This window comes from Nocardioides sp. (genome assembly GCF_004803405.1).
Lineage (GTDB): Bacteria > Actinomycetota > Actinomycetes > Propionibacteriales > Nocardioidaceae > Nocardioides > Nocardioides vastitatis.
Window position 1 is genome coordinate 35191 of sequence record NZ_SSXI01000004.1, and the last position, 23174, is coordinate 58364.

A 23174-nucleotide genomic window follows, 5' to 3' on the forward strand; every position below is an offset into this window, starting at 1 on the left:
TCTCATAGAACGATCGCGCCCGTCCGTGGGATCGGAGCGCCACGCGCTTCATGCGATGCCGTGGGCTGCGCGGTAGTCGCCGGGAGACATCGAGAACTCACGGCGGAATTCGCGGCCGAGATGGCTCGCGTCGCAGAATCCCCAGCGGTGTGCGATCGCCGCGATCGAGGCCGTGGTGTGCACGAGATCGTTCCGCGCCGCAGCGAGGCGATGAGCACGCACGATCGCTCCCATCGTGTCTCCGGTCGCGGCAAACGCGCGGTGCACGGTACGAGGCGCGACGTTGTGCGCGGCCGCGAGGTCGCCCACTCGGATCGCCCCCTCGGTGAGGTGGTCGGCGATCCAGTTCTCCAGCTGCCGCCGGAGGAAGGGGAGGAAGTCCGTCTCGCTGACGTCGGACCCGTGCCGGCCTCGGAGCATTCCGGCAACGAGGGCGAGGAGCGCGTTGCGCGCGCCCTCGACGTCGATCGCGGACATCTGCCCCAGCTGTGCGTCGACCCCGGCCAGGTAGTCTTGCGTCAGGCGCGCGAGGGGGTTCGCGGCCGTTTCCAGGCACAGGAAGTCCGGGACACCCGTTCCCGTGTCGTACGGTGCGAGCGCTGTCAGCGGGATCCGAACCGTTCGTTTCGTCAGCTCCCCGGGTATGACGATCTTCCCGGTGACCCGCGTGCTCATGAGGAGGATCGCACCCGGTCGGAGCATCACGGTGTCCTGCTGCGTTTGAACGATCTGTCGTCCGGTGGTCACCATGAACAGCAGGAGGCACTCCGCCTCCTGCGCGGCCATGGCGCTGCCGTGCTCGCCCTCCATCTCCGGGCAGCGCCAGTCGGTCATGAGGAGATCACCGATGTCGCGCGCCTGGTGGGAGCCGTAGCCTCGCGTCCGGTCGGTGGGCTGCAGCTTCAGGTGGGTGAGGCGGTCAGTGACAGCAGATCGCCAGTGGAAGGCGCGCTCCTCGAAGGCGACATCGGCAAGGGGCTCGGAGATCGTCTGGGTCATTGTCACGGCGTGCTCACTGCTTTCTGTGGTGACCGGGACGGCGGGAGTGCTCGGCCGTCTCGACTTCGTCGCTGCGTTGTAGTTTGCTTCGATGTGACGGTGGTTACTTGTCCCCACATGACAAGGATTTGTCCTTGCGCGACAACGACGTGCCTATTCGCGCCTCGATCCTTCGCGGCCTGCCTACGCTGATCACGCGCTTCGGCGGGCCGGGTGAGGAGTTCCTCGCGGCGTACGGCATCGGTGGCCCGGTGGTCGAGCAGCACGACACGTACGTCAGCCTTCGGCTGGTCGAGCGCGTCCTGGAGGAGGCTGCCCGCCGCTTCGACGTACCCGACCTCGGTCTGCAGATGGCCGCCCAGCAGGATCTGCACATCCTCGGCCCGCTCGCGATCGCGATGGAGAACTCGCGCACCATCGGCGAGGCTTTGGAGTGCGCGAACCGTTTCCTGTTCGTGGTCAGCCCGGCGTTGTCCCACGAGGTGATCCCGGATCCGCTGGACAACCCGGGGGTTCTCGCCATCCGCTACGCCAGCACCACCGGGACGGCCTCCCCGCAGTCGATCGACTACGGGCTCGGGATGGTCCATCGCGCGGTGACCCTCGTGCAGGGGGGAGGATCTTACGGGCTGCGCTCGGTGCAGCTCCCGCATCCACGTCTCGCCCCCGAAGCCGCCTACAGGGAGCACTTCGGCGCCGAGGTCGCCTTCGACGCCCCTCACGCCGTCCTGCGGATGCCGCGCCAGCTCCTGGCTGTCCCCGTCATCGGGGGCAACGACCTGCTGCGCGACATCGCCGTCGACTTCCTGGAGACGCACTTCGGTCACGAGGACGTACCGGTCTCCGACCTCGTCACGGCGATCCTCGAGGGTCAGCTGGGACCGGACCGGCCGAACCTGGCCAAGGTCGCACGCCTGCTGAGCCTTCATCCGCGGTCACTCCAGCGGTTGCTTGCGGACGAGGGGATCGCGTTCAAGGAGCTTCTCGGCCGGGCGCAGAGGGAGCAAGCGCGAAAGCTCATCACCACGACGAATCTGTCGTTCTCGCAGATCGCGGTCCAGGTCGGCCTGCGGGAGCAGTCGAGCCTGACGCGCGCGACGCGCCGATGGTTCGGCATGTCTCCCTCCCGCTTGCGACGAGCGGCGAGCGATTCGTCGGGCATGAGCTGATCGTGCGGGTCGGCTCCGTACGCCGGGGAGGGGGGAACTACGTGCGTTCATACCTAAAACGGCCCTTGCCGAACTCGGGCGCGGAGGTCCTACCGCGAGGCGCGGTCGTCCTAGAAAGCGGCGCTCCGGCCTTCCTAGCCTGCTGGGACAGCCACAACGACGAAAGGCGTCAGATATGCCTCTGCCGGAATCCACGGAGCTCTTCACCCTCGAGGATGCCGACGGCGTCCTCATCGTGACCTATTCCTCGGACCCCCTGAACTACCTCAACATGGCCGCTCTCGGGGAGTTCGCACAGATCCTTCCGGTGATGGCGCAGCCGCAGTACCGCGCGGTCATCTTCCAGACGCGGCCCGAGGAGCAGGGCTTCCTGACCCACTTCTCCGTCGAGGAGATCTACGAGCTGATCAAGGATCCCGCGACCTCGCGATACTCCGCTGAGGTCGTGCGTCAGTTCAAGGCGCAGCTGGACCAGTTCGCTGCACTGCCGAAGCTCACGATCGCGGCCATGAACGGCGACACGATGGGCGGTGGCCAGGAGCTGGCGCTGGCGTGCGACATCCGGATCGGCGAGAAGGGTGACTACCGGTACGGCCAGCCGGAGGTCCGGCTCGGCATCATTCCCGGTGCCGGCGGCAGCCAGCGGCTCTCCCGTCTAATCGGCCTCGGCAAGGCGGTCAACATGATCCTGCGCGGAATGGTCGTGACCCCGGAGGAGGCACAGGCGCTCGGGATCACCTCCGAGCTCGTCGACGACGCACCGGCGCGCGCGCTCGAGATCGCCCGCGAGGTGGCGCAGTTCCCGCCGCTGGGCGTGGCCAAGGCCAAGGCATCGGTCTACAAGGGCTTCGACACCGACATCCAGAGCGGCTTCCAGATGGAGAGCCTGTTCTGGATGGAGGCCATGCAGTCGGACGACGCGCTGGCCGCCATGGCGGACTACATCGAGGTGCCGCTCGAGAAGCGCCGCGACTACATCGAGAACGGGCCGTACCCGAAGAACACCGGTATGTAGCACCGGCACGGATCAGCCGCCGCGGACCTCAAGCAGAAGGGTTCGCGGCGGCGTCGATTTTCGGCCCGTGGTGCGGTCTCCGAAGCTGCCTGAGTGGGCTAGCAAGGCTCCTAACGAGCGACCGCCTGGACCTGCACCTGGACGCCGCTGAAGACCGCAGTGCCCGAGGGAACGTCGAACCCGGCCGGCCCGGTGAGGGCATTGAGGTTGGCGCCCGGATGTTGCTCGGCAACACTGAGCTGCAGACCGGGGCCGTCGTGACCCCAGCCGTGGGGGAGGCTCACGACACCGGGGCGGATCGTGTCGGTGATCTCGACCACCGCCTCCACGCTCCCGGCGTCCGATGTGACCGTGCAGGTGGCCCCGTCGGCGAGCCCCCGGGATGCTGCGTCACCGGGGTGGATGCGCAGCGTGCAGCGGTCCTTCCCGCGCATCAGCGCAGGGATGTTGTGGAGCCAGCTGTTGAGCGAGCGCGTCTGACGCCGGCCCACGATCACGAGGTCGCCGGGGTCGTCGTCGAGCCCGTCGCGCACCCGGGCCAGGTCGGCGACCAGAGGTTCTGGAGCGACCTCCACGCGGCCCGAGGGCGTCCGGAGAACGTCGGGGAGACGGGGCTGGAGCGGACCGAGATCGATTCCGTGGGGATGGCGCTTGAGCTCCGCGAGCGTGAGTCCACCGGGTCGGGCACCGAAATGGTCGCCGTAAGCGCCGGCACGCAGCCACAGGTCGAGGCCGCGCTCCGGTCCTCGCTCGTCCCCGAGCTCGCGAAGTACGTCCTGCGGATCCAGGTGCGCGAGCACGCTTCCCGGCTCCTCGACCAGGTCGTGGACCAGTGCAGACAGGAGGATGTCGTCGATCACGCCCCGGTCGGTGTCGCCGAACCCGGCGAGCACCGCGGTGAGCTCCAGCAAGATGCCGTGCTCGGAGTAGCTGCCGGGTTCCTGTGGCAGCACGGCATCGTTCCACCTGGTGTGGTTGCCGCTGGTGAGCTGGTTGTAGAACACGTCGTAGTGGTCGCGCTCGAGCGGCGAGGGTGGCGGCAGGATGACGTCGGCGTACCGCGTGGTCTCGTTGAGGTAGTGGTCGACCGACACGATGAGCTCGACCTTGCCGAGAGCCTGCTCGTAGCGCGCGCTGTCGGGTGCCGACCGAGCGCCGTTGCTCGCCATCGTGATCAGCGCGCGGACCGGTGACTTGTCGGTCAGGATCTCGTCGGCGAGGGCGCCGAGGGGCAACTCCCCGAGAACCTCAGGGAGCCCGCCCTGGGTGTGCCAGCGCCCCGACGGGAAGGGCTCTCCACGGCCCGGCGTGCCCCGGGTGTTGTGTCCGGCGGCTGCCGGCAGGGGCCAGAGCATCCCGCCGGGCCGGTCGAGGTTGCCGGTGATCGCGGCGATGGCGTACATGAACCAGACGGTGAGGGTCCCGAACTCCTGCGTCATCGCGCCGACACGCCCGTAGATCGCCGCCGACGGGGCCGTGGCGATCTCACGCGCCAGCTCGCGGATCGCCTCCGGCTCGATGCCGCAGCGCTTACTGACGGCCTCAGGAGTGAACACCGACACAGCCGCGCGCAGTTCCTGCGTCCCGGCAAGGTGCTCCCCGAGCCGGTCTAGCCGGGTGAGGTCTTCTTCGAAGATCACGTTGGTCACGGCGGCGAAGAGCGCGGCGTCGCCGCCCGGCCGCACCGCGAGGTGGAGATCGGCCATCTCGGCGGTCTCGTTGCACGCGGGGTCGACGACGATGATCCGTCCCCCGCGTTCCTGGATCGCCTTGAGTCGGCCCCGCGGAGCGGTGATCCCGGTCGCGTTCGAGACCAAGGCGTTGCAGCCGATGAGCACCAGCAGCTGTGTGTTGTCGATGTCGGCTGCCGCGTGCGAGAACGAGCCGGTGTTGCGCGCGCCGAACATGAGTCCGGCGGCGGTCATCATCGGCATGTGGTCGACTGTCGCGGACGTGTAGACCTGCTTCGCTCCGAGCAGTCGCAAGGACATGTTCCCGTAGATCCAGGTCCCGAAGTCGTGGGTCAGCGGGGTGCCGAGGTGCCAGGCCACCGCATCGGGACCCCCCTCGGCGATGATCGGCCCGAGCCGCTCCTTGAGCACGCCCAACGCGTCTTCCCAGGTCGTCTCGACCAGCTGTCCGTCGCGGCGGACCAGCGGGTTGTGCAGGCGGTCCGGATCGTGGTGCAGACCCTGCAGGGCAGTGCCCTTGGGACAGATGAACCCGCGGGTGACGGGATGGTCCGCATCACCGCGCACCTTGACGACATCGCCAACCTCGACCTCGATCCTGAGGCCACAGGCGACCTCGCAGAGGGGACACGTCGTCAGGTGTTCGGTCATTCGTCGCTCCAGATCAGTCGTCCGACCGAAGCCAACGCCGGGATCGCCCATCGTCGCTGCAGCGCGGCAGGCAGCAGGGGGGCGAGAACGTCGGCGCCGCTCTCGTGCACGATCCGCATGACCACCGGCAATGGCGGCTGGCCTTTGCGGGTGAGCTGCCCGCTCAGCGTGGCCTTGCCAATCCGGACGCCGAAGTCGATCCACTCGGGGCCGGCCGGCGACAGGAGCGAGGTCACCGTCGCAGGCCCGTCCTTGGTCGCCCACGGGTCGGCGTGGACCGTTCCCGCCGGGAACACGATGGCCTCGCCTGCCGACGCCGTACGCAGGCGGCCGCGTTGCAGGTAGCGGACGGTCCCTTCGCGGACGAAGTGAACTTCGTCTGTGTGGGCGTGGCGGTGCGGGACGAGGAAGCCGGCACCTGCCTGGAAGGTGCGGTCCAAGCAGGACCACCATGCGCCGTCGAGCCAGACGCTGCTCCGGAGCGCCACTTCGGCTCGCCCGTCCGCGGAACGGTAGCGGCCGACGACGAGCGGCGGCAGCGCGGTGGTGACGGGGTCGGTCACGGTCGTCAGCGTCAACGGTTCACCTCAGAGGTCGTGCGGGCGAACAGGACGACGCCCTCGGGCGTCGTCGAGCGCGTCGCCAGCCCGCGGGCGACGAGGAGCTCGAGGTGTGCCTTGGTCTCCATCGCGGCGATGCCCTGGTTGAAGAGGTCGAGCTCGTCGAAGGACCGCTCGTGGCGGGTCCAGCTCAGTCGGGTCGCGGCAGCGAGGGCGGTGAGCGGTCCCCCATCGAGCGTGGTCAGGCTGCGCTCCAGACGGTGCTCGTGGTGGGCGAGGAGCTCGTCTACCCGGGCGTGGGTCGACGGGGCCACCGGTCCGTGCGCCGGCAGGACCGTCAGGTCGGGCAGCGCCCGGACCTTGGCCAACGAAGCCATGAAGTCACCGAGCGGATCTGGCGCCGGCGGCATCGTGAAGCCAATCGACGGGGTGATCGTCGGCAGCACGTGGTCGCCGGCGAACAGCAGCCCCGCCGACCTGTCGGCGAAGACGTAGTGGCCGGCGGTGTGGCCCGGGGTGTGGACCGCGTCCAGCATCCGTGTACCGACGGGGACGGTGTGGTCACCCTCGAGCCATGTGTCGGGGTAGAGCCAGACCGCCTGCTTCGGGACGGCGTTCTCCACCTGGTTCCACCGCTCAGCCAGCTCCGCCGCACCCGCGCTGACGAGGCTCGCGAAGAACGGAGTCTCCGCTCGCGGTCGCTCGTTGTCGTTGAGCAGGTCGAGGCTCGCCTTCTCGGCGGCCCCGAGCGCGACGTCGGCGCCGTACTCTCTGCCGAGCTCGGCGGCCATGCTGTAGTGGTCGCGGTGCACGTGGGTCACCAGGAAGCGGCGGATGTCGCCGAAGCCGGCGCCGAGCTGACGCAGGCTCCGTTCCAGCACGTCCCGCGCCTCCTGGATCGCCCACCCGCCGTCGACCAACGTGAGCCCGTCGTCGGTCTCGAGGACGTAGACGTTGACCGCCTTGAGCACGTCCGAGGGAAGTGGCAACGGGATGCGGTGGACGCCGGTCGCGACCCGCCACGCGCCTTCGGCCGCCCAGTGCTCGCCCGAGTCCGGTGAGACGGCGTACGCCGTCGGGGTGGCGCTGAGGGACGACGCGCCTGCGCGGGAGGGACGAGGTGGCTCGGCAACGTCGATGAGGACCTTGCCGATCGCGCCGTGCTCGACCGCATCATGCGCGGCTGCCGCATCCTCGAGCAGGTAGTGGTGGAGCCGTAGACCCGCCTGCCAGCCGACTCGTAGCGCCCCGGAGGCGACAGCGGTGTTGACGTCCTCGGCCGCCGCCTGGAGCAGACCGGGGTCGAGTGGGTAGAGCAGCACGAACTGGTAGCGGACGTTGAGCCAGAAGGTCTTGAGGATGTCCACCGTGAAGGTGGGCCCGCCGTTGTCGGCGTAGACGGCGATGGTCCCGTGGTTCTTGATGACCGCCAGATCCAGCTCGTTGTTCTCCGCAGGGGCGACCTCGACCACGAGGTCGACCCCGTCCGGCGCGAAAGCGCGGATCGCCTGTGCGGCATCGGCCTCGCGGTAGTTCACGACATGATCTGCGCCGGCCGCCCGAGCCAGGAATGCCTTCTCGGTGTTGGACACGGTGGCGATCACGGTCGCTCCCGACCAGCGGGCGAGCTGGATCGCGGCGTTGCCTACCGCACCGGCGCCGCCCGCGACCAGCACCACCTTGCCCCCGAGCGCGCCGGGCCCCAGTCTCGTGGGTCCGGCCTGGGCGGAGGTCAACGCGCGGTGCGCCGTGATGGCTGGTACCCCCAGCGAGGCGCCCAGGTCGAAGTCGGCTCCGTCAGGCAGCCGGAACACGTGATCGGCGGGCTGCACGGTGTACTCCGCCGCGGTGCCGTACGGGCGGCCGTGCTGAGCCAGCATGAGCCAGACCCGATCACCGACGGCAAGGTCGTCGACGCCCTCGCCGACCGCGTCGACCACACCCGCACCGTCCTGACCGGGCGCGATCTCGTCATGGGCGACGGGGACGCGGGCGCGGAACTTCCAGTCGGTGGGGTTGACCCCTGCGCGGACGACCCGGACCCGGACCTCCCCGGTGCCCGGTTCCGGGACATCACGCTCGACCGCGTCCAGGACCGAGGACGGGCCGTTCTCGGTGTAGACAACCGCTTTCATGCTGGGCTCACTGTTCGCTGCTCCGAATCGCGAGGGCGTCTCAGGTGGACCCTGCTAGTCCTGGGCGGCGAGGGCGGCTTGCTTGTCGCGCTTCTTCGCGTGCACGAAGACGCCGGCCGCCAGCGCGGTCCGGTTGATCCGATCACCGTGGGTGGCAACAAGACTCTCGAACATCTCCTCCGCGGACGCACCCGAGTCCAACGCGGCGTCGAAGTCGTCGAGGAACTTCCGCGTCTCTGCGATGTGCCGGGGGTCGTCGTCTGCCGTCGGGGACTTGTGGCCCGCCACCACGCGCGCCGGTTTGCACGCGGCCACGTCGTCCAGCGCCTTGCGCCACTCGTCACGAGACGCCCGGTCGGTCTCGACGGTGAAGGGGAACACGCCGTTGTAGACGATGTCACCGGCGACGACCAGCGCGAGATCGGGAACGTGGACGAAGGTGGTGTCGGACCTGTCGGTGTGGCCGGCACGATGCACGATGAGGCTGTGGCCCTCGAGGTCGATCCGGTCGCCCTCGAGCGGGGACGCCGTCACGATCTCTTCGGGGATCTGGTCGCCGAAGAGCGGCCGCCAGAGGCTCTCGTAGATCTCTGGTGACGTCTGCTGACGCATGTGGTCGACGACCTCCGGCAGAGCCACCACCTGCACCTCCGGGTGCCGCGCGACGAGGGGGTTGAGGCCGAAGAAGTGGTCGCCGTGGCCGTGGGTCACATAGATCGTCTGGAGCTCGAGTCCCCGGCGGTCGACCCAGTCGACCAGCGCGTCTGCGTGCTCCTTGGTCGTCAATCCGTCGATGAGGACGGCGCGCCTCTCGCCGCAGATGAGGGTCGCCGACGTCGGCGACCACATGGCGGGAGAGCCATCCGGCGCCGGTCGACCCGGGATGGGCTGACCGTCCACCACCAGCACTTCATAGGACAGCGTCCCGGAGACGTCGCTCGTCTCGGAGGTCATGCGGTTCATTGGGGCTCCTGCTCCGAGGCGATCTACGCGCCGGCTGCTGGGGGCGGCGCCTCGGTCGACGGGTATCGGTCCTGCCAACGTAGGGAGCGCCGGCGGAGTCCACTAGGACGCGCGTGCCCCGCACTGGAACGGACGCGCCTGCCCGGCCGGGCGACCGCGCGCTGCCGCGCTAATCCGCGGTGTCTCGATCGACGCCCTGGGCGAGGTCGCCGCACTCGACAGCAATGACGGAGTGGCGGATCAGGTAGCCGCGGGCGCCCTCATCGCCGTGGGCAGAGGCGATGACGGACTTCCAGTGATCTCGACCGATGAGGACGGGATGACCCGGCGCGCCGCGATAGGTCGCGCGTGCGAGCAGCGAGGGGGACAGCTCGTGGGATTCCAGCAGGCGTTCGACGACCGCTTCGGTCACATCTGGGAGATCGACGAGATGCACCACTGCCACCACTGCCTCGCCGGAGGCCAACGCGGCCAGCCCCGCGCGGAGGGATGCGCCCATCCCCTCCGCCCAGTCCTCGGCCACGACCACGTCGACCTCGGTGTCGTCGAGCAGAGCCGCCGCTGCCACCGCCTGCGCGCCGAGCACGACCGTGATCTCCTGGCAACCCCCCTTGCGAAGGGCGGCGACGGACCTCAACAACCAGGACTGTCCGCTGCGATCGTGGAGCAGCGCCTTGGGTCCGCCCATCCGTCGACCTGCGCCGGCCGCAAGGAGGAGGCCAGCAGGAGCCAGGGCTCCCCGGCGGGCCGGCGGGTCGCTGTCCATGGCGGCAACCCTATGCCGAGTCGCGCGTACCCTTGACATGAGAGCGAGCGTTCTCTATCGTCTGTGACACGGCCCACAGGCGCCGACCGTCTCGCAGTCGTGATTCGGAGCTACGCGGAGCAAGGACGCAGCCACTTGAAACTCGAGCATTCGTTCCATGTCGATGAGGACATCGACGTGGCGTGGGACGTCCTCCAGGACGTCCGCCGCATGGCCCTCTGCATGCCGGGGGCCGCCGTCGACACCGTCGACGGTGACGACATCACCGGCACCTGCAAGGTCAAACTGGGACCGATCGCGCTGACCTATCGCGGACAGGCGACCTTCGTCGAGCGCGACCCCGCGGCTCGCCGGATGGTGCTGGAGGGGCAGGGCCGGGACGGGGCGAACGGACGCGCGTCGGTCACCGTGGTCGCCACCCTGAGCCCCGACGGCACGCAGACACGCGTGGATCTTGCGACCGATCTCAAGCTCACCGGCAAACCGGCCCAGTTCGGCCGAGGGGTGATGGCCGACGTCGGCGACCGGATCATCGGCCAGTTCGCGGACGCTCTCGCTCAGCAGCTCGCTGCCGACAGGATTGCGCCCACGGGGGCCGATCCGGAGGTCCGCAACAGCGCTCCTGGTGACGGAGCGGACGAAGCGCTGGATCTTCTCTCAGTGGCAGGGCAGGTCGCGGCTCGCCGTACGGCGATGGTGGCGATGCCACTCGTCTCCGTGCTGCTCCTCGTCCTCGGCCTGCGACGGGCATCGCGTCAGCGGTCTCGGCGTCGCGAGCATTCCTCACCTCGGCTCAACGAAAGCTCTAGGTCATGACACACGACACCATCAGGACAGGGCGGCCTGCTGCTGCCCAGCGGAGTGCGATCTCCTACACGCTCAACGGGGAGCCGGTGAGCTGCGAGGTCGATGCGAGGACCTTGCTGGTCCACCACCTCCGGGAGGAGCGCAACCTCACCGGAACGCACATCGGTTGCGACACGAGCCAGTGCGGGGCTTGTGCGGTCCACCTCGACGGCCGTGCGGTGAAGTCGTGCACCGTGCTTGCCGTCCAGGTCGACGGCCGCGAGGTGACGACGATCGAGGCGGTGCGCGGACAGGGTCCGGACGACTTGCATCCCGTCCAGGAGGCTCTGCAGAGCAAGCATGGACTGCAGTGCGGCTTCTGCACCCCGGGCATGGTGATGACGGCCTTGGAGCTGCTCGACACCGACCAGGCCCTGACGCCCGAACAGGTCCAGCACGGGCTCGTCGGGAACATCTGCCGTTGCACCGGCTACCAGAACATCGTGGACGCCCTGGTCGAGCTCTCCGCCTCGGAGTCGGGAGGCACTCGATGACAAGCGGAGCCCAGGTGGCTCAGGAGCCCGCGACATCCACGGAGTACGTGGGTGTCTCCGTGCCGCGGCGGGAGGACTTCCGGTTCCTCACCGGCACGGGCACGTTCTCCGAGGACATCACCCTCTCAGGGATGCTCTACGCGTCGGTGGTGCGCTCGACGCTCGCCCACGCCGACATCGTCTCCATCGCCACGGACGCCGCCCGGATCCAGCCGGGGGTGGTCGCCGTCTTCACCGCTGCTGACTTCGGCGACGACGAGATGGGAACCATCCCGACCGATTGGGAGCTGCCCATCATGGACGGCATTCCGGCTCGCTACCCGCTCGCGCGCGAGACCGTGAAGTACGTCGGCGAGGCGGTGGCGGTGGTCGTCGCGGAGACCCGCGTCCAAGCCGACGATGCCGCCTACTTCGTCGACGTCGAGTACGCCGAGCGCCCCGCAGTCGTCGACGCGGAGTTGGCGACGAGAGACGGCGCTCCACTCGTGCACGACCAGTACGAGCGCAACACCTCCTACGTCTGGCACCTCGGCACCGGCGACTGGGACTCGATGGCAGCGGCGGCCGACCACACGGTCGACGTCCGCCTGGTCAACCAGCGCGTGCACGCGAGCTCGCTGGAGGCGCGCGTCTCCATCGCCGACTACCAGGTCGGGACCGGGATCCTCACGCTCTATCTCGGGACCCAGAACGTGCACGTCGTACGCCGCAACCTGTCGATCGCGATCGGGATCCCGGAGAACCGGATCCGGGTCGTCACTCCCGCAGTGGGCGGCGCCTTCGGTTCGAAGCTGTGCCTGTATCCCGAGGACGTCATCGTCAGCGCGGCGAGCCGCCGCCTGCGCCGGCCGATCCGATGGGCGGAGACGAGGGCCGAGCACTTCACCGGAACCTCCGGAGGGCGCGACCACATCGAGCAGGTGTCGCTGGCCGCCGACAAGGAGGGCAAGATCCAGGCCCTCAAGGTCACGACCTACGCCAATCTCGGCGCGTACGTCTCCGGCATGGGCGCCGGCATCCCCGTCGTCTCGGGGATGGTCTACCCCGGGGTCTACGACATCCCGGTCGCCGACGTCGACATCCACGGCGTCTACACCAACACCAGCACGACCGAGACCTATCGCGGCGCTGGGCGGCCCGAGGCCGCCTACCTGATCGAACGGGCGGTCGACGAGCTTGCTGCCAAGGCCGGCATCGATCGCGTCGAGCTGCGCCGGCGAAACTTCATCCAGCCGCACCAGTTCCCCTACTCGAACGCCACGGGCATGACCTACGACTCGGGTGACTACGAGAAGGCACTGGACAAGGCACTCGAGATGATCGGTTGGGACGACCGGGTGGCGGAGCAGGCGGCGGCACGCGCCGAAGGCAGGATCGTGGGCCTGGGCCTGAGTGTCTACACCGAGTTCTGCGGGTTCGGGGACTCGTTCCAGCTCCAGCTCGTCGGCTTCGATCGAGCTACCTGGGAGCAGTCGGTCATCACGGTGACCCGGACCGGGTCGGTGATCGTCCAGGTCGGTATCGATGCCGCGGGGCAGGGCCACGAGACCTCGATCGCGCAGATCGTCGCGACCGAGCTCGGGCTCGACATCGACGACGTGGAGGTGCTTCAGGGCGACACCGACGTCGTCCACTTCGGGACCGGTACGTTCAACTCGCGGTCCATGTCCAGCGCGGGGACGTCGGCGGCGCTGGCCGCCCGCAAGATCCTGGCGAAGGCCACCCGCCTCGCCGCCCACATGCTCGACGTCGAGACCGACGACGTCGTCTACCGTGACGGTGTCTTCAGCAGCGGGCCGCAACCGGAAGGGAGGCAGGTGACCTTCGAGGAGGTCGCGGTCGAGGCGTGGCGCGGCGTGGACCTCCCTGAGGGGATGGAACCGACCTTGAAGGAGATCGCGGTCTTCGATCCGCCCAACTTCACCAGTCCGTTCGGGGTGCACGTCGCGGCCGTCGAGATCGACCCCGACACCGGCGCCGTCAGGATCGACCGCTACGTCGCCGTCGACGATTGTGGCAACCAGATCAACCCCCAGATCGTCACCGGCCAGATCCATGGCGGGGTCGCCCAGGGGATCGGCCAGGCGCTCTACGAGGAGCTCGCCTGGGACGAGGAGGGTCAGCCCATGTCGACCAGCTTCATGCAGTACCCCGTTCTGCGCGCGCACCACATGCCCCGCCTGGAGACCGGGCACACCGTCACCCCCTCGCCGGTCAACCCGCTGGGCGTCAAGGGGGTCGGTGAGTCGGGTGCGATCGGTTCCCAGCCCGCCGTCGTGAACGCGGTCATGGATGCGGTGCGTCACCTCGGCGTCGACAACCTCGACATGCCGCTGACCCCCGCCAAGGTGTGGACGGCTCTCCAGGAGGCCTCGAGATGATCCCGTCCTCCTTCGCGTACGCGGCTCCGGCCACGCTACGCGACGCGTTGTCACTCCTCGCCGAGCACCCGGACGACACCAAGGTCATGGCCGGCGGGCAGAGCCTGATCCCGCTGCTCAAGCTCCGCCTGGCCAGTCCGGCGGTCGTCGTGGACATCTCTCGGCTGAAGGCTCTGGGCGAGATCGAGGAGACGCCGTCGGCGTTCAGGATCGGCGCCCTCGTGACCCATGATCGCCTCCTCGGTGACGAGGCGATCACCGAGCAGTGGTCGCTGGTTAGGGACGCCGGCGAAGAGCTGGCCGACCCGCTCGTCCGCAACCGGGGAACCTTCGGCGGATCGCTGGCTCACGCCGATCCCGCCGGCGACTGGCCGGCGGTCGCCCTCGCGGCCGACGCCGTGATCCACGTGCAGAGCCAGAGGGGCGCCCGGGAGATACCGGCCAACGACTTCTTCACCTACCTGTTCACGGCCGACATCGCCGACGACGAGCTCCTCACCCACGTCGAGCTCGCCAAGCCGCTGCCCGGCACGGTGACGGCGTACGTCAAGATCGACCATCCCGCTTCGGGCTACGCCGTCGCCGCCGCCGGGGTGAGCCTCACCATCGATGCCAGCGGAACCTGCCGAGCCGCGCGCGTCGCCTTCACCGGCGTTGCCACCACGCCGCTGCGTTCGGCCGCGGCGGAGCAGACGCTCGAAGGATCCACGATCGACGCCGAGACGATCCAGCGCGCTGTCGATCACGCTGCCGACGGCATCAACGTCATCGGCGACGGCTACGCCCCCGTCGACTACCGCAGACATCTCATCGGCGTGGTGACCGGTCGCGCGATCCGACGCGCGCTGGATCGCCGGAACTGCACGCCCGACAACCACGAGAGGCCACACACATGACCGACCAGCTGAAGTTCTTCTCCGAGGAGTGGTGCGCTGCAGCAGCGGCCGCGCACGAGGGCGACCTCGCGCGACGGCAGGCCAAGGCACTCAAGGACCCGGCCAACTTCAACCGCGTTCTCGCCTTCAGCGTCACGGAGCGCCCTGACCTCGTCACGCACGTCGAGATCGTTGCCGGTCGGGTGGTGAACTGGACGGCGACGGACTTCTATCCCGACGACAGGATCTTCGCCAGCTTCCGTGGCGCCACCGCAGACTTCCGCGAGGCCGCGGAGGGGAGGACGCCCGCGGCGAACCTCGTCATGGGCGGCAAGGTGCGGTTGGTGAAGGGAACGATGAAGGACGCGATCGAGAACGCGAAGGCCCTCAACGTCCTCATCGGCGCTTGGGGCGACCTGCCGACCGACTGGGACGTCTGAGTCACGGGCGAGCCTCCGCCCGGGGCCAGCGAGTGTGGAGGGGAGACCGATGCGCGACATCGTCGACGGGTTGATTGGGTGGCGCGGCCGTGGTGAGCGGTTCGCGCTCGCGACCGTGGTCAGGACATGGAGCTCCGCTCCCCGGCCGCCCGGCGCCGCCATGGCGGTGTCGGCAGCGGGGGAGGTGCTCGGCAGCATCTCGGGTGGATGTGTGGAAGGCGAGACCTACGAGATGGCACAACGGGCCATCGAGAGCGGTCGCCCGACCCTGGCTCGCTTCGGCGTGAGCGACGAGGACGCGTTCGCAACCGGCCTGACCTGCGGCGGCATCATCGAGGTCTTCGTCGAGCCGGTCGGCGACCAGCAGCTCGCCGTGCTCGACCAGACTCTCGACGCGATCAAGGCCGGTCGCCCGACGGTCGTCGCCACGGTCACCGCCGGACCCGCCGTCGGACAGCACCTCACGATGGACGAATCCGGGCTCACCTCCTCGACCGTCGGACCCGAGGCAGTCGACATCCTGTTGCCGCGGATGGCGACCATGCTGGACCGGACCGCCACGGAGATGGTTCACATGGGGCAGCTGCCCGGTCCGCTGACGTCGACCTCGGTGTTCCTCCAGTCGTTCGCGCCGCCCCCGCGCATGATCGTCTTCGGCGCAATCGACTTCGCCGCCGCCGTCGCGGACATCGGGAAGTTCCTCGGCTACCACGTCACGGTCTGCGATGCGCGGCCGGTGTTCGCGACCCCCGCCCGGTTCCCGGGCGTCGACCGCCTCGTCGTCGACTGGCCGCACCGCTACCTGAGCTCGGAGAAGGTCGACGAGGACACCGTGCTGTGCGTGCTCACCCATGATCCGAAGTTCGACATCCCCCTCCTCAAGGTCGCACTGGAGACGCCGGCGCGCTACGTCGGCGTGATGGGCAGCCGCCGCGCTCACGCGGACCGCCTCGAAGCACTCCGCAGCGAAGGAGTCCCGGAGTGGCAGCTCGAACGCCTCCGCTCACCCATCGGTCTGGACCTGGGCGCCCGAACCCCGGAGGAGACGGCGGTGTCCATCGCCGCCGAGATCATCGCCGCGGCAAGGGGGGCTACCGGAGCTCCGCTGCGCGAGCGCGAAGGAGCAATACACCGATGACCAGCACGGCCCCATCACCAACCGCTCATGGGCGATCCCTAGGAGAATCGATGCCCCACCCGGCGACCGGCGACTACCCGGTCAACCTGAAGGACGGTCCCGACGCCAACGGCATCGCCGGCGTCGTCGCGACACTCCTGGAGCAGAACCTCGAGGCATTCCCGGCTCGAGTGCAGCTGGCGCGCAAGCTCACCCGTCCGGTGACGATCACCGGCCGTGACATCGAGAGCACCTGCACCATCAGCTGCAGCTCGCACGACGTCACGATCGCCAACGACGTCGTCGGTACGCCGGCCGTGACCGTGACCGCGACCGTCGAGCAGATCCTCGACCTGTCCCAGCTGAAGATGAAGGCGTCGGGGCTCCTGCCGGTCGGCTTCCTCACCCAGCGCGGCCTCCGCATCCTGGCGGCGATCGCCTCCGGCAGCCTCAAGGTCCGTGGCCTGATCACCCATCCGATCACCACCTTCCGCGTGATCGCTCTCCTGTCGGTGGTGTCCTGATGCTCAACGTTGCACAGATCCTGTCGGGCGCGACGGCACGCGAGCGCATCGCCCTGCGGTTCGGGGAACTCGCGATGCCGGTCGAGGCCCTCGACAACCTCGTCAAGCAGGCCGCGAGGCTGTTCGCCGGTGAGGGCGTAGGCCCGGGACACCGGGTGGCCATGGTGATGCCGAACACGCCGCACTTCCCCGTCGTCTATTACGGCGCCCTTCGGACCGGCGCGACCGTCGTACCGTTGTCCCCGCTGCTGACTGCGGGAGAGCTCGAGTACATCTTCCGCGATTGCACACCGACCGCTCTCGTCGCGTGGAGCGGGTTCCACGAGGCCGCCGCGAAGGCCGCTGAGGTCTGCGGGGTGCGACTCGTGTACTCGGCCGGACCCGCCGGGGGACCGGACACCGGTCTGCCCGACCTGCTCGAGAGCGCGGCGGTTGCGACAGGTGACGACAAGCTGGCCTGCACCGACGCCTCCGACCTGGCGGTGATCATCTACACCTCGGGCACCACGGGCTCGCCGAAGGGCGCTGCGCTCACCCACGACAACCTGATGTGTAACAGCCGCCTGTTCGGCGAGAAGGTGGGCTTGAGGAACAGCGACGTCGCGCTCGCGACGCTGCCCTTCTTCCACTCCTTCGGTCAGACCTGCATCCTGAACGCGGGCGTGAACTCCGGCGTCGAGCTGGTGCTCCAGCCTCGGTTCGATGCCGCCGGGGCCCTCGACCTCATCGAGCGGCACAGGATCACCCTGTTCATGGGAGTGCCGAGCATGCACGCGGCAGTGCTGGCAGAGCAGCGGGCGAACCCGCGGGACGTGTCGTCGCTCCGATGGCTCGCCTCGGGTGGGAGCGGTCTGGCAGCCGGACTCCGGGAGGAGCTCGTCAGCGAGTTCGAGGTGCCGCTCTTCGAGGGCTACGGCCTGTCGGAGACCTCACCGATCACCCACGTCTGCGGACCCGGCGCCCACAAGCCGGGCAAGGTCGGTCAGCCGTTGTGGGGCATCGAGCAGCGCATCGTCGGTGACGACGGCGCGCTCCTGGGCGTGGACGCCGTCGGCGAGCTGCACGTCCGCGGGCACGCCGTGATGCCGGGGTACTTCAACCGACCCGATGCCACGGAGGCCGTGATCGACCCCGACGGCTGGTTCGCAACCGGTGACATGGCCACGATCGACGCGGACGGCTTCGTGCAGATCGTGGACCGGAAGAAGGACCTCATCATCCGCAACGGCCACAACGTCTACCCCTCGGACATCGAGACCGTGATCAGCGCCCACCCGGCGGTCCAGCTTTCCGCCGTGATCGGCATCCCGGACGACAGGGTCGGCGAGGAGGTCGCGGCGGTCGTCATGCTGAAGCCGGGTGTCGAGGCGACGGCCGAGGAGATCTCCAGCTTCGTCAAGGAGCGGGTCGCGGCGGACAAATATCCCCGTATCGTGCGGATCGTCGGCGATCTTCCACTCGGCCCCACCGGGAAGGTGCTGAAGCGCGCCATCGATCTGTCCGTCCTCGACTGAGATCTGATGAAAGAGGCCGGCGTGGTCGGCGCACGAGGAGATTCCTGTGGATGATGGGCTCGCCCACCGCTTCATCGACGTGAACGGAGTCAGGCTGCACATCGCCGAGCAGGGGGCGGGGCCGCTGGTCCTGCTGTTGCACGGCTGGCCGGAGAGCTGGTACTCGTGGCGGCACCAGTTCGGGGCGCTGGCCTCCGCGGGTTACCGCGTCGTCGCGCCTGATCAGCGCGGTTATGCCCGCAGCGAGCAGCCGTCGGAGGTCGCGTCGTACAGCCTGCTGCACCTCGTCGGCGACGTGATCGCGTTGATCGAGGAGCTGGGAGAGGAGCGGGCGGTCGTGGTGGGTCACGACTGGGGTGCTCCCGTCGCCTGGACCGCGGCGATGCTGCGCCCCGACAAGGTCCGAGCCGTGGTCGGGCTGAGCGTTCCGCCGATCCTGCCCGGTGGGATGATCCGGCCGTCGATCACCCGTGAGCAGTACGGCGAGCGCTTCTACCAGGTGTACTTCCAGCAGCCGGGAGTCGCCGACGCTGAGTTCGCCAAGGACATCCCGACCTCCTTCCGCCGGGTCCTGTTCGGCGCCTCTGGTGACAACCCCCACGTCCCGGAACCGCGGCCATTGGTCATTCCCGAAGGCCGCGGCATCCTCGATGTCATGCCGGATCCGCCGGCCCTCCCGGCATGGCTGACGGAGGAGGACATACAGGCGTACGTCGACGACTTCGCCCCGCGCGGTGAGCGGGCCTTCACCGGAGCCTTCAACTGGTATCGAAACATCGAACGCAACAACGAGCTGATGGCGCCGTTCCGCGGACGTCGGATCGAGGCCCCAGCACTGTACGTCGTGGGAGACCGCGACATGGTCACCTCGTTGCGGCCAGCGGACGGCGGCAGCTCGATGGCCGAGATCATCAGCGGCGAGGCGCCCACCGACCGGCTGAGGGCTCTTGCGCCTCAGCTGCGCGGGCCGGTGGTGCTGCGGGGTTGCGGGCACTGGACCCAGCAGGAGCGTCCAATCGAGGTCAACGCGGCACTCCTGGACTTCCTCGCCGAGGTCGACGGGCCTGTTCCTGGAGACACGAGGCCGCGTCGATGACGGATAATTGACCCATCCTGGTGACGGGCGCGACCGACGACGTCGGGGGTGTCAGCAGGACGATCGTCGAGATGTTGCGCTCACAGGGCCACCCCGTGCGGGCCTTCGTGCGGCGTGACGACGACCGCGCCCACGCTCTCCGCCAGGCAGGGGCCCACGTGTTCGTCGGCGACCTGCTCGACGTTGCCGCGGCAGTGACCGGATGCCGTCGCGTCTACTTCAGCATTAGTCTGTCGTCGTACTACACCGATGCCGTGTCCTTGATGGCGGCCGCGGCGCGGGACCACAGCGATCTCGAGGTCTTCGTCAGCATCTCCGACTACGAGCGGTCGTACATGACCTTCGAGCGGATGACTGCACCGGCCGAGGAGCGGCGAGCGTGGCTCGGTGGACTCGTCAGCGACTGGTCGCCGCAGCAGCGCGCGCACTGGATCGCCGAGCAGGTGCTCAGCTGGTCGGACCTCCCGGTCGTCAACGTGAGAGCGACCATCTTCGCCGAGAACCCGATCCTCACCGGGTTGGCGCTCCGTCCGCTGAGCAGCGGCGAGCTGCGCCTGCCGTTCGGCAGCCAGCGGCTCGCGCCGATCGCCGGTCGCGACGTGGCGGAGCTGTGCGCGAGCATCCTCGTCGACCCCGCGCCGCACCTGGGAGCGTCCTACGAGCTTACTGGTCCCGACCTGAAGGACATGCACGGGTTCGCCGAGGACTTCGGAGCCGTCCTCGGCCGTGAGGTGACCTACATCGCCGAGGAACGTGGAGGCCTGGAACGAGACCTACGTCGACGCGGTCCTGTCCGAGCGGCCCCATGTGGCCGAACACCTGAAGACCCTGACCAGGCTGGTCGCCGGCGGGCGGTACGACGTGGTCACCAACCAGCTGGAGACCCTGCTCGGCCGCGCACCCACGCCCGTGCGGTCGGCCCTGCAGATCAATCCGCGCCTCCGGGCGCTCACGGCTGCTCCGACCGACTGAGCTGCTCGTCCGCGGCGCGCTGTCGAGCAGCCGAGAGAGCCTGGGCCTGAGAAGCCAGTGGTCCGCACGCCGGGACCGGCGTGCGGACCACTGGTGCCCCTCGGTCCCCCAGGCGTCAGGCGACCTCGAACAGCCCAGCGGCGCCCATGCCCGTAGCGGCGCACATCGTGGTGACGACGTACTTCGCGCCGCGCCGCTTGCCCTCGATCAGCGCGTGTCCCACCTGGCGGGCTCCGGTCATCCCGTACGGGTGGCCGATGGAGATCGCGCCACCGTTGACGTTCAGCAGCTCATCGGGGATGCCGAGCTGGTCGCGGCAGTACGCAACCTGCACGGCGAAGGCCTCGTTGAGCTCCCACAGGTCGATGTCGCTCACCTTGAGGCCGAACCGCTCCAGCAACCTCGGAACAGCGAAGATCGGGCCGATGCCCATCTCGTCGGGCTCGAGACCGACGCTGGTGTAACCACGGAAGTAGCCCAGGGGCTCCAGCCCCCTGCGCTCGGCCGCCTCGGCGCTCATGACGACAGCGGCCGAAGCCCCGTCTGAGAGCTGGCTCGCGTTGCCGGCGGTGACGCAGCCGTTCTCCCGAGCGACCGGCTTGAGTGCCTGAAGGCCCTCGAGCGTGGTCTCGGGACGGTTTCCCTCGTCCTTCGTGAGGGTCACCGTCTGGTACGACACCTCGCCGGTCTCCTTGTCGACGATCTTCTTCGACGTCTCCATCGGCACGATCTCGTCGTCGAACTTGCCCTCGGTTTGGGCACGAGCAGTCCGCTCCTGGCTTCGCAGGGAGAGCTCGTCCTGGATCTCCCGGCTGACGCCGTACCGGTCGTAGACGACCTCCGCGGTGTCGATCATGTGGGTGTAGTAGTCGGGCCGGTTCTTCTCGATCCACGGTTCCGGGGTCATGAACTGGAAGCCCGGGACCTGGACCATGCTGATGGACTCGACACCGCCGCCCACGGCGATGTCCAGGTCTTCGTTGAGCACCTTGTACGACGCGAAGGCGATCGCCTCCAGGCCGGACGTGCAGAACTTGTTCAGGGTGCTTCCGGGCACGGTCACCGGCAGGCCCGCGCGCACCGAGATCTGACGGGCGATACCGCCGGCTGCGATGTCGGAGGGCATGGCGATGCCGACGGTGACGTCCTGGACCTCGTCGGGGGCGATTCCGGCGCGCTCGACGGCGTGCTTGACGACGTGCCCGCCCATGGTGGTCGGGTGGGTGTCGTTGAAGGCGCCCCGGTAGGCTTTGCCGATCGGAGTGCGGGCGGTTGAGACGATGACAGCTTCACGCATCGATGAGTCCTCAGATCAAGAGTTGGTGTTGGATTTCGTGCTGCAGGCAGCGGGCCGGGGCCCTCAGCGGCCCACGTAGTTGCCGGAGCGCTTCTCCTTGAAGGACGCGAGGCCCTCGACGGCGTCCTCGGTGCCGAGGATCTCCGTGCGGAGCGGCGCGATGGCGTCGAGCGCGGGCTGCAGACCCTCGTCGTGCACCTTCCGGGCGACGGTGAGCGTGTGCCGGACGCCGATCGGCGCAGCGTTCGCGACCGCTGTGGCCAGTTCGACCGCGCGCTCCTTGAGGCGCTCGATCGGGACCACCTCCTGGACCAGGCCGATCCGGTGCGCCTCCTGCGCATCGAGGATGTCCCCGGTCAGCAGGTAGCGCATTGCGTTGCCCCAGCCGATGCGGTCGCTCCAGCGAGCGGCGCCGCCGCCGAACGCGAAGAGGCCGCGCGCGACCTCGGGCTGTCCGAAGAACGTGCCCTCCGCGGCGATGATCATGTCGCCGGCCAGCGCCAGCTCGAGCCCGCCCGCGAAGCACATGCCATGCACGACGGTGATCAGCGGCTTCGAAAGTCGAGCGCCCTCGGTCCCGAACGGGTCGTACTCGTCAGGGCCGTAGGTCATGCCCTCGTCCTCGACGAGCTCCTGCAGGCGGGTCAGGTCGGCCCCGGCGCAGTACACCGCGCCCTCGCCGTACAGCACGGCGCAGCGGAGGTTGTCGTCCTTGTCGTAGCGGGCGTAGATCTCGGACAGCTCCGCGAACATCTCGGGCGTCAAGGCGTTCCGCTTGCTCGTGCGGTTCAGGCCGATCAGCAACACGTTGCCCTGAACCTCTGTCACTAAACCGCCGGTCGCCTGGTCCGGCTCTGCTTGTACGGCTGCACTGCCCGCCATCTCATGTCCTCTCCTAGGTGGGATCACCATGATAGAGAGTGCTCTCTACCGGGTCAACCCGACCCTGTTTCCCGACTCGGCAAACGTCCGGCTTCGCCCCGGGAGAGACAGTTCGCTATCATCGCTCCTATGGCCAGGGCAGCGAAGACGGATGCGGCACCGCGAGAGCGCCTCATGAAGGCGGCGGAGCTGTTTTACACCGAGGGCATTCGGGCGGTCGGCATCAACCGGGTGCTCGAGGAGGCGCGTGCGCCGATCATGAGCCTCTACCGCATCTACGGCTCCAAGGAAGGGCTCGTGGAGGCGTTCCTCGCCGACAAGGACAAGCGGGTCCGTGCGATGTTCGAGCGCGAGGTCGAACTGATCGCCGACACCCCCAGGGAGCGCGTCTTGGCGATGTTCGACGTCCTCGGGCAGCTGGTCTCGGGGGCGGACTACCGGGGTTGCGCCTTCATCAACGCCGCGGTCGAGATGGCCGACCCCGACCACCCGTTCGTGGGCATCGCGGTGGCTCACAAGGAGTTCGTGCGCGAGGCGTTCTCCCGTTATCTCACCGAAGCGGGCCTCCGGGAGACCGAGTCGCTGGCCACGCAGCTGCTGATGCTGGTGGACGGGGTCTTCGTGAGCGCACAGATGCACTCGGATCACGCCGATACCGCGCTGAAGGGGCGGATGGCTGCGGAGGTTCTCCTCAACGCTGCGTTCGAGGCCCAACCGAACTGAGTGACGTCGCGGAGCCTGGCGCGTTCGTCCCAGCGGTTGGCGCTCCCGTACCAGGGCGCGTTGC

At 68.7% G+C, this 23174-nt stretch carries 21 protein-coding genes; 13 read left to right on the top strand and 8 right to left on the bottom strand.

The genetic code is table 11. From position 1 onward, the window contains the following. Positions 1-48 precede the first annotated feature (48 nt). The gene (locus tag E7Z54_RS00325; protein ID WP_136430831.1) at positions 49-999 is read right to left on the bottom strand and encodes an AraC family transcriptional regulator; all 951 of its coding nucleotides are present in this window, start codon (positions 997-999) and stop codon (positions 49-51) included. A gap of 134 nt (positions 1000-1133) precedes the next feature. Between E7Z54_RS00325 and E7Z54_RS00330 the strand changes: the two genes are divergently transcribed. Both E7Z54_RS00330 and E7Z54_RS00335 read left to right on the top strand, forming a co-directional pair. After that, positions 1134-2168, top strand: a complete 1035-nt coding sequence (locus E7Z54_RS00330) for an AraC family transcriptional regulator (protein WP_136430832.1) — start codon at positions 1134-1136, stop codon at positions 2166-2168. Between the two features lie 175 nt (positions 2169-2343). Further along, positions 2344-3183: an enoyl-CoA hydratase/isomerase family protein gene (locus E7Z54_RS00335; protein ID WP_136430833.1), complete on the top strand. Its 840-nt coding sequence runs from the start codon at positions 2344-2346 to the stop codon at positions 3181-3183. A gap of 110 nt (positions 3184-3293) precedes the next feature. On the opposite strand, the gene E7Z54_RS00340 is transcribed toward E7Z54_RS00335, so the two are convergent. From E7Z54_RS00340 to E7Z54_RS00360, 5 genes are all read right to left on the bottom strand, one after another. Beyond that, positions 3294-5525: a molybdopterin-dependent oxidoreductase gene (locus E7Z54_RS00340; RefSeq protein WP_136430834.1), complete on the bottom strand. Its 2232-nt coding sequence runs from the start codon at positions 5523-5525 to the stop codon at positions 3294-3296. Further along, on the bottom strand, positions 5522-6088 hold the full coding sequence (locus tag E7Z54_RS00345) for a cupin domain-containing protein (protein ID WP_168798091.1): 567 nt from the start codon (positions 6086-6088) through the stop codon (positions 5522-5524). The genes E7Z54_RS00340 and E7Z54_RS00345 overlap by 4 nt, the downstream gene beginning before the upstream one ends. Before the next feature lie 11 nt (positions 6089-6099). Continuing rightward, positions 6100-8220: an MBL fold metallo-hydrolase gene (locus E7Z54_RS23895; RefSeq protein WP_240769429.1), complete on the bottom strand. Its 2121-nt coding sequence runs from the start codon at positions 8218-8220 to the stop codon at positions 6100-6102. A gap of 54 nt (positions 8221-8274) precedes the next feature. Next, positions 8275-9183 (bottom strand): MBL fold metallo-hydrolase, encoded by a 909-nt coding sequence (locus E7Z54_RS00355; RefSeq protein ID WP_136430836.1) that lies wholly within the window; start codon positions 9181-9183, stop codon positions 8275-8277. Between the two features lie 169 nt (positions 9184-9352). Further along, positions 9353-9949, bottom strand: coding sequence for a nucleotidyltransferase family protein (locus E7Z54_RS00360; protein WP_136430837.1), 597 nt, complete (start codon positions 9947-9949; stop codon positions 9353-9355). A gap of 135 nt (positions 9950-10084) precedes the next feature. Between E7Z54_RS00360 and E7Z54_RS00365 the strand changes: the two genes are divergently transcribed. From E7Z54_RS00365 to E7Z54_RS00410, 10 genes are read left to right on the top strand one after another with little or no spacing between them, the layout of a single operon-like run. Further along, the gene (locus tag E7Z54_RS00365) at positions 10085-10765 is read left to right on the top strand and encodes an SRPBCC family protein (RefSeq protein WP_136430838.1); all 681 of its coding nucleotides are present in this window, start codon (positions 10085-10087) and stop codon (positions 10763-10765) included. Next, positions 10762-11289: a (2Fe-2S)-binding protein gene (locus tag E7Z54_RS00370; protein WP_136430839.1), complete on the top strand. Its 528-nt coding sequence runs from the start codon at positions 10762-10764 to the stop codon at positions 11287-11289. The genes E7Z54_RS00365 and E7Z54_RS00370 overlap by 4 nt, the downstream gene beginning before the upstream one ends. Then, entirely contained in the window at positions 11286-13670 is a 2385-nt protein-coding gene (locus E7Z54_RS00375) for a xanthine dehydrogenase family protein molybdopterin-binding subunit (RefSeq protein ID WP_136430840.1), read from the top strand. Before E7Z54_RS00370 ends, E7Z54_RS00375 begins: the two co-directional genes overlap by 4 nt. Further along, complete coding sequence (locus tag E7Z54_RS00380) at positions 13667-14566, top strand: FAD binding domain-containing protein (protein ID WP_136430841.1); 900 nt, start codon at positions 13667-13669, stop codon at positions 14564-14566. The genes E7Z54_RS00375 and E7Z54_RS00380 overlap by 4 nt, the downstream gene beginning before the upstream one ends. After that, positions 14563-14985 (top strand): hypothetical protein, encoded by a 423-nt coding sequence (locus E7Z54_RS00385; RefSeq protein ID WP_136430842.1) that lies wholly within the window; start codon positions 14563-14565, stop codon positions 14983-14985. The genes E7Z54_RS00380 and E7Z54_RS00385 overlap by 4 nt, the downstream gene beginning before the upstream one ends. Positions 14986-15034: 49 nt before the next feature. Continuing rightward, positions 15035-16123, top strand: a complete 1089-nt coding sequence (locus E7Z54_RS00390) for an XdhC family protein (RefSeq protein WP_136430843.1) — start codon at positions 15035-15037, stop codon at positions 16121-16123. Positions 16124-16173: 50 nt separating this feature from the next. Continuing rightward, positions 16174-16626 carry a hypothetical protein gene (locus E7Z54_RS00395; protein ID WP_136430844.1) on the top strand — a complete coding sequence of 151 codons (453 nt, stop codon included), beginning with the start codon at positions 16174-16176 and terminating at the stop codon, positions 16624-16626. Beyond that, entirely contained in the window at positions 16626-18140 is a 1515-nt protein-coding gene (locus tag E7Z54_RS00400; RefSeq protein WP_136430845.1) for an AMP-binding protein, read from the top strand. The genes E7Z54_RS00395 and E7Z54_RS00400 overlap by 1 nt, the downstream gene beginning before the upstream one ends. Positions 18141-18186: 46 nt before the next feature. After that, entirely contained in the window at positions 18187-19236 is a 1050-nt protein-coding gene (locus E7Z54_RS00405; RefSeq protein ID WP_136430846.1) for an alpha/beta fold hydrolase, read from the top strand. A 20-nt stretch (positions 19237-19256) separates the two neighbouring features. Next, on the top strand, positions 19257-20258 hold the full coding sequence (locus tag E7Z54_RS00410) for an NAD(P)H-binding protein (protein ID WP_276606185.1): 1002 nt from the start codon (positions 19257-19259) through the stop codon (positions 20256-20258). A 65-nt stretch (positions 20259-20323) separates the two neighbouring features. Here E7Z54_RS00410 and E7Z54_RS00415 read toward each other — a convergent pair whose 3' ends face one another. Together E7Z54_RS00415 and E7Z54_RS00420 are read right to left on the bottom strand one after the other, a co-directional pair. Then, positions 20324-21505, bottom strand: coding sequence for an acetyl-CoA C-acyltransferase (locus E7Z54_RS00415; RefSeq protein ID WP_136430847.1), 1182 nt, complete (start codon positions 21503-21505; stop codon positions 20324-20326). Positions 21506-21568: 63 nt separating this feature from the next. After that, positions 21569-22417, bottom strand: coding sequence for a crotonase/enoyl-CoA hydratase family protein (locus E7Z54_RS00420; RefSeq protein ID WP_346763525.1), 849 nt, complete (start codon positions 22415-22417; stop codon positions 21569-21571). Positions 22418-22516: 99 nt separating this feature from the next. On the opposite strand from E7Z54_RS00420, the gene E7Z54_RS00425 reads away from it, so the two are divergent. Beyond that, complete coding sequence (locus E7Z54_RS00425) at positions 22517-23110, top strand: TetR/AcrR family transcriptional regulator (protein WP_206055929.1); 594 nt, start codon at positions 22517-22519, stop codon at positions 23108-23110. The last annotated feature ends 64 nt before the right edge of the window (positions 23111-23174 follow it).

Coding starts and splice junctions, on each gene's coding strand:
- E7Z54_RS00395 (WP_136430844.1), top strand. CDS start 16,174: ATGCCCCACCCGGCGACCGGCGACTACCCGGTCAACCTGAAGGACGGT.
- E7Z54_RS00360 (WP_136430837.1), bottom strand. CDS start 9,949: ATGGACAGCGACCCGCCGGCCCGCCGGGGAGCCCTGGCTCCTGCTGGC.
- E7Z54_RS00370 (WP_136430839.1), top strand. CDS start 10,762: ATGACACACGACACCATCAGGACAGGGCGGCCTGCTGCTGCCCAGCGG.
- E7Z54_RS23895 (WP_240769429.1), bottom strand. CDS start 8,220: ATGAAAGCGGTTGTCTACACCGAGAACGGCCCGTCCTCGGTCCTGGAC.
- E7Z54_RS00355 (WP_136430836.1), bottom strand. CDS start 9,183: ATGAACCGCATGACCTCCGAGACGAGCGACGTCTCCGGGACGCTGTCC.
- E7Z54_RS00415 (WP_136430847.1), bottom strand. CDS start 21,505: ATGCGTGAAGCTGTCATCGTCTCAACCGCCCGCACTCCGATCGGCAAA.
- E7Z54_RS00325 (WP_136430831.1), bottom strand. CDS start 999: ATGACCCAGACGATCTCCGAGCCCCTTGCCGATGTCGCCTTCGAGGAG.
- E7Z54_RS00425 (WP_206055929.1), top strand. CDS start 22,517: ATGGCCAGGGCAGCGAAGACGGATGCGGCACCGCGAGAGCGCCTCATG.
- E7Z54_RS00340 (WP_136430834.1), bottom strand. CDS start 5,525: ATGACCGAACACCTGACGACGTGTCCCCTCTGCGAGGTCGCCTGTGGC.
- E7Z54_RS00390 (WP_136430843.1), top strand. CDS start 15,035: ATGCGCGACATCGTCGACGGGTTGATTGGGTGGCGCGGCCGTGGTGAG.
- E7Z54_RS00380 (WP_136430841.1), top strand. CDS start 13,667: ATGATCCCGTCCTCCTTCGCGTACGCGGCTCCGGCCACGCTACGCGAC.
- E7Z54_RS00400 (WP_136430845.1), top strand. CDS start 16,626: ATGCTCAACGTTGCACAGATCCTGTCGGGCGCGACGGCACGCGAGCGC.
- E7Z54_RS00375 (WP_136430840.1), top strand. CDS start 11,286: ATGACAAGCGGAGCCCAGGTGGCTCAGGAGCCCGCGACATCCACGGAG.
- E7Z54_RS00335 (WP_136430833.1), top strand. CDS start 2,344: ATGCCTCTGCCGGAATCCACGGAGCTCTTCACCCTCGAGGATGCCGAC.
- E7Z54_RS00385 (WP_136430842.1), top strand. CDS start 14,563: ATGACCGACCAGCTGAAGTTCTTCTCCGAGGAGTGGTGCGCTGCAGCA.
- E7Z54_RS00420 (WP_346763525.1), bottom strand. CDS start 22,417: ATGGTGATCCCACCTAGGAGAGGACATGAGATGGCGGGCAGTGCAGCC.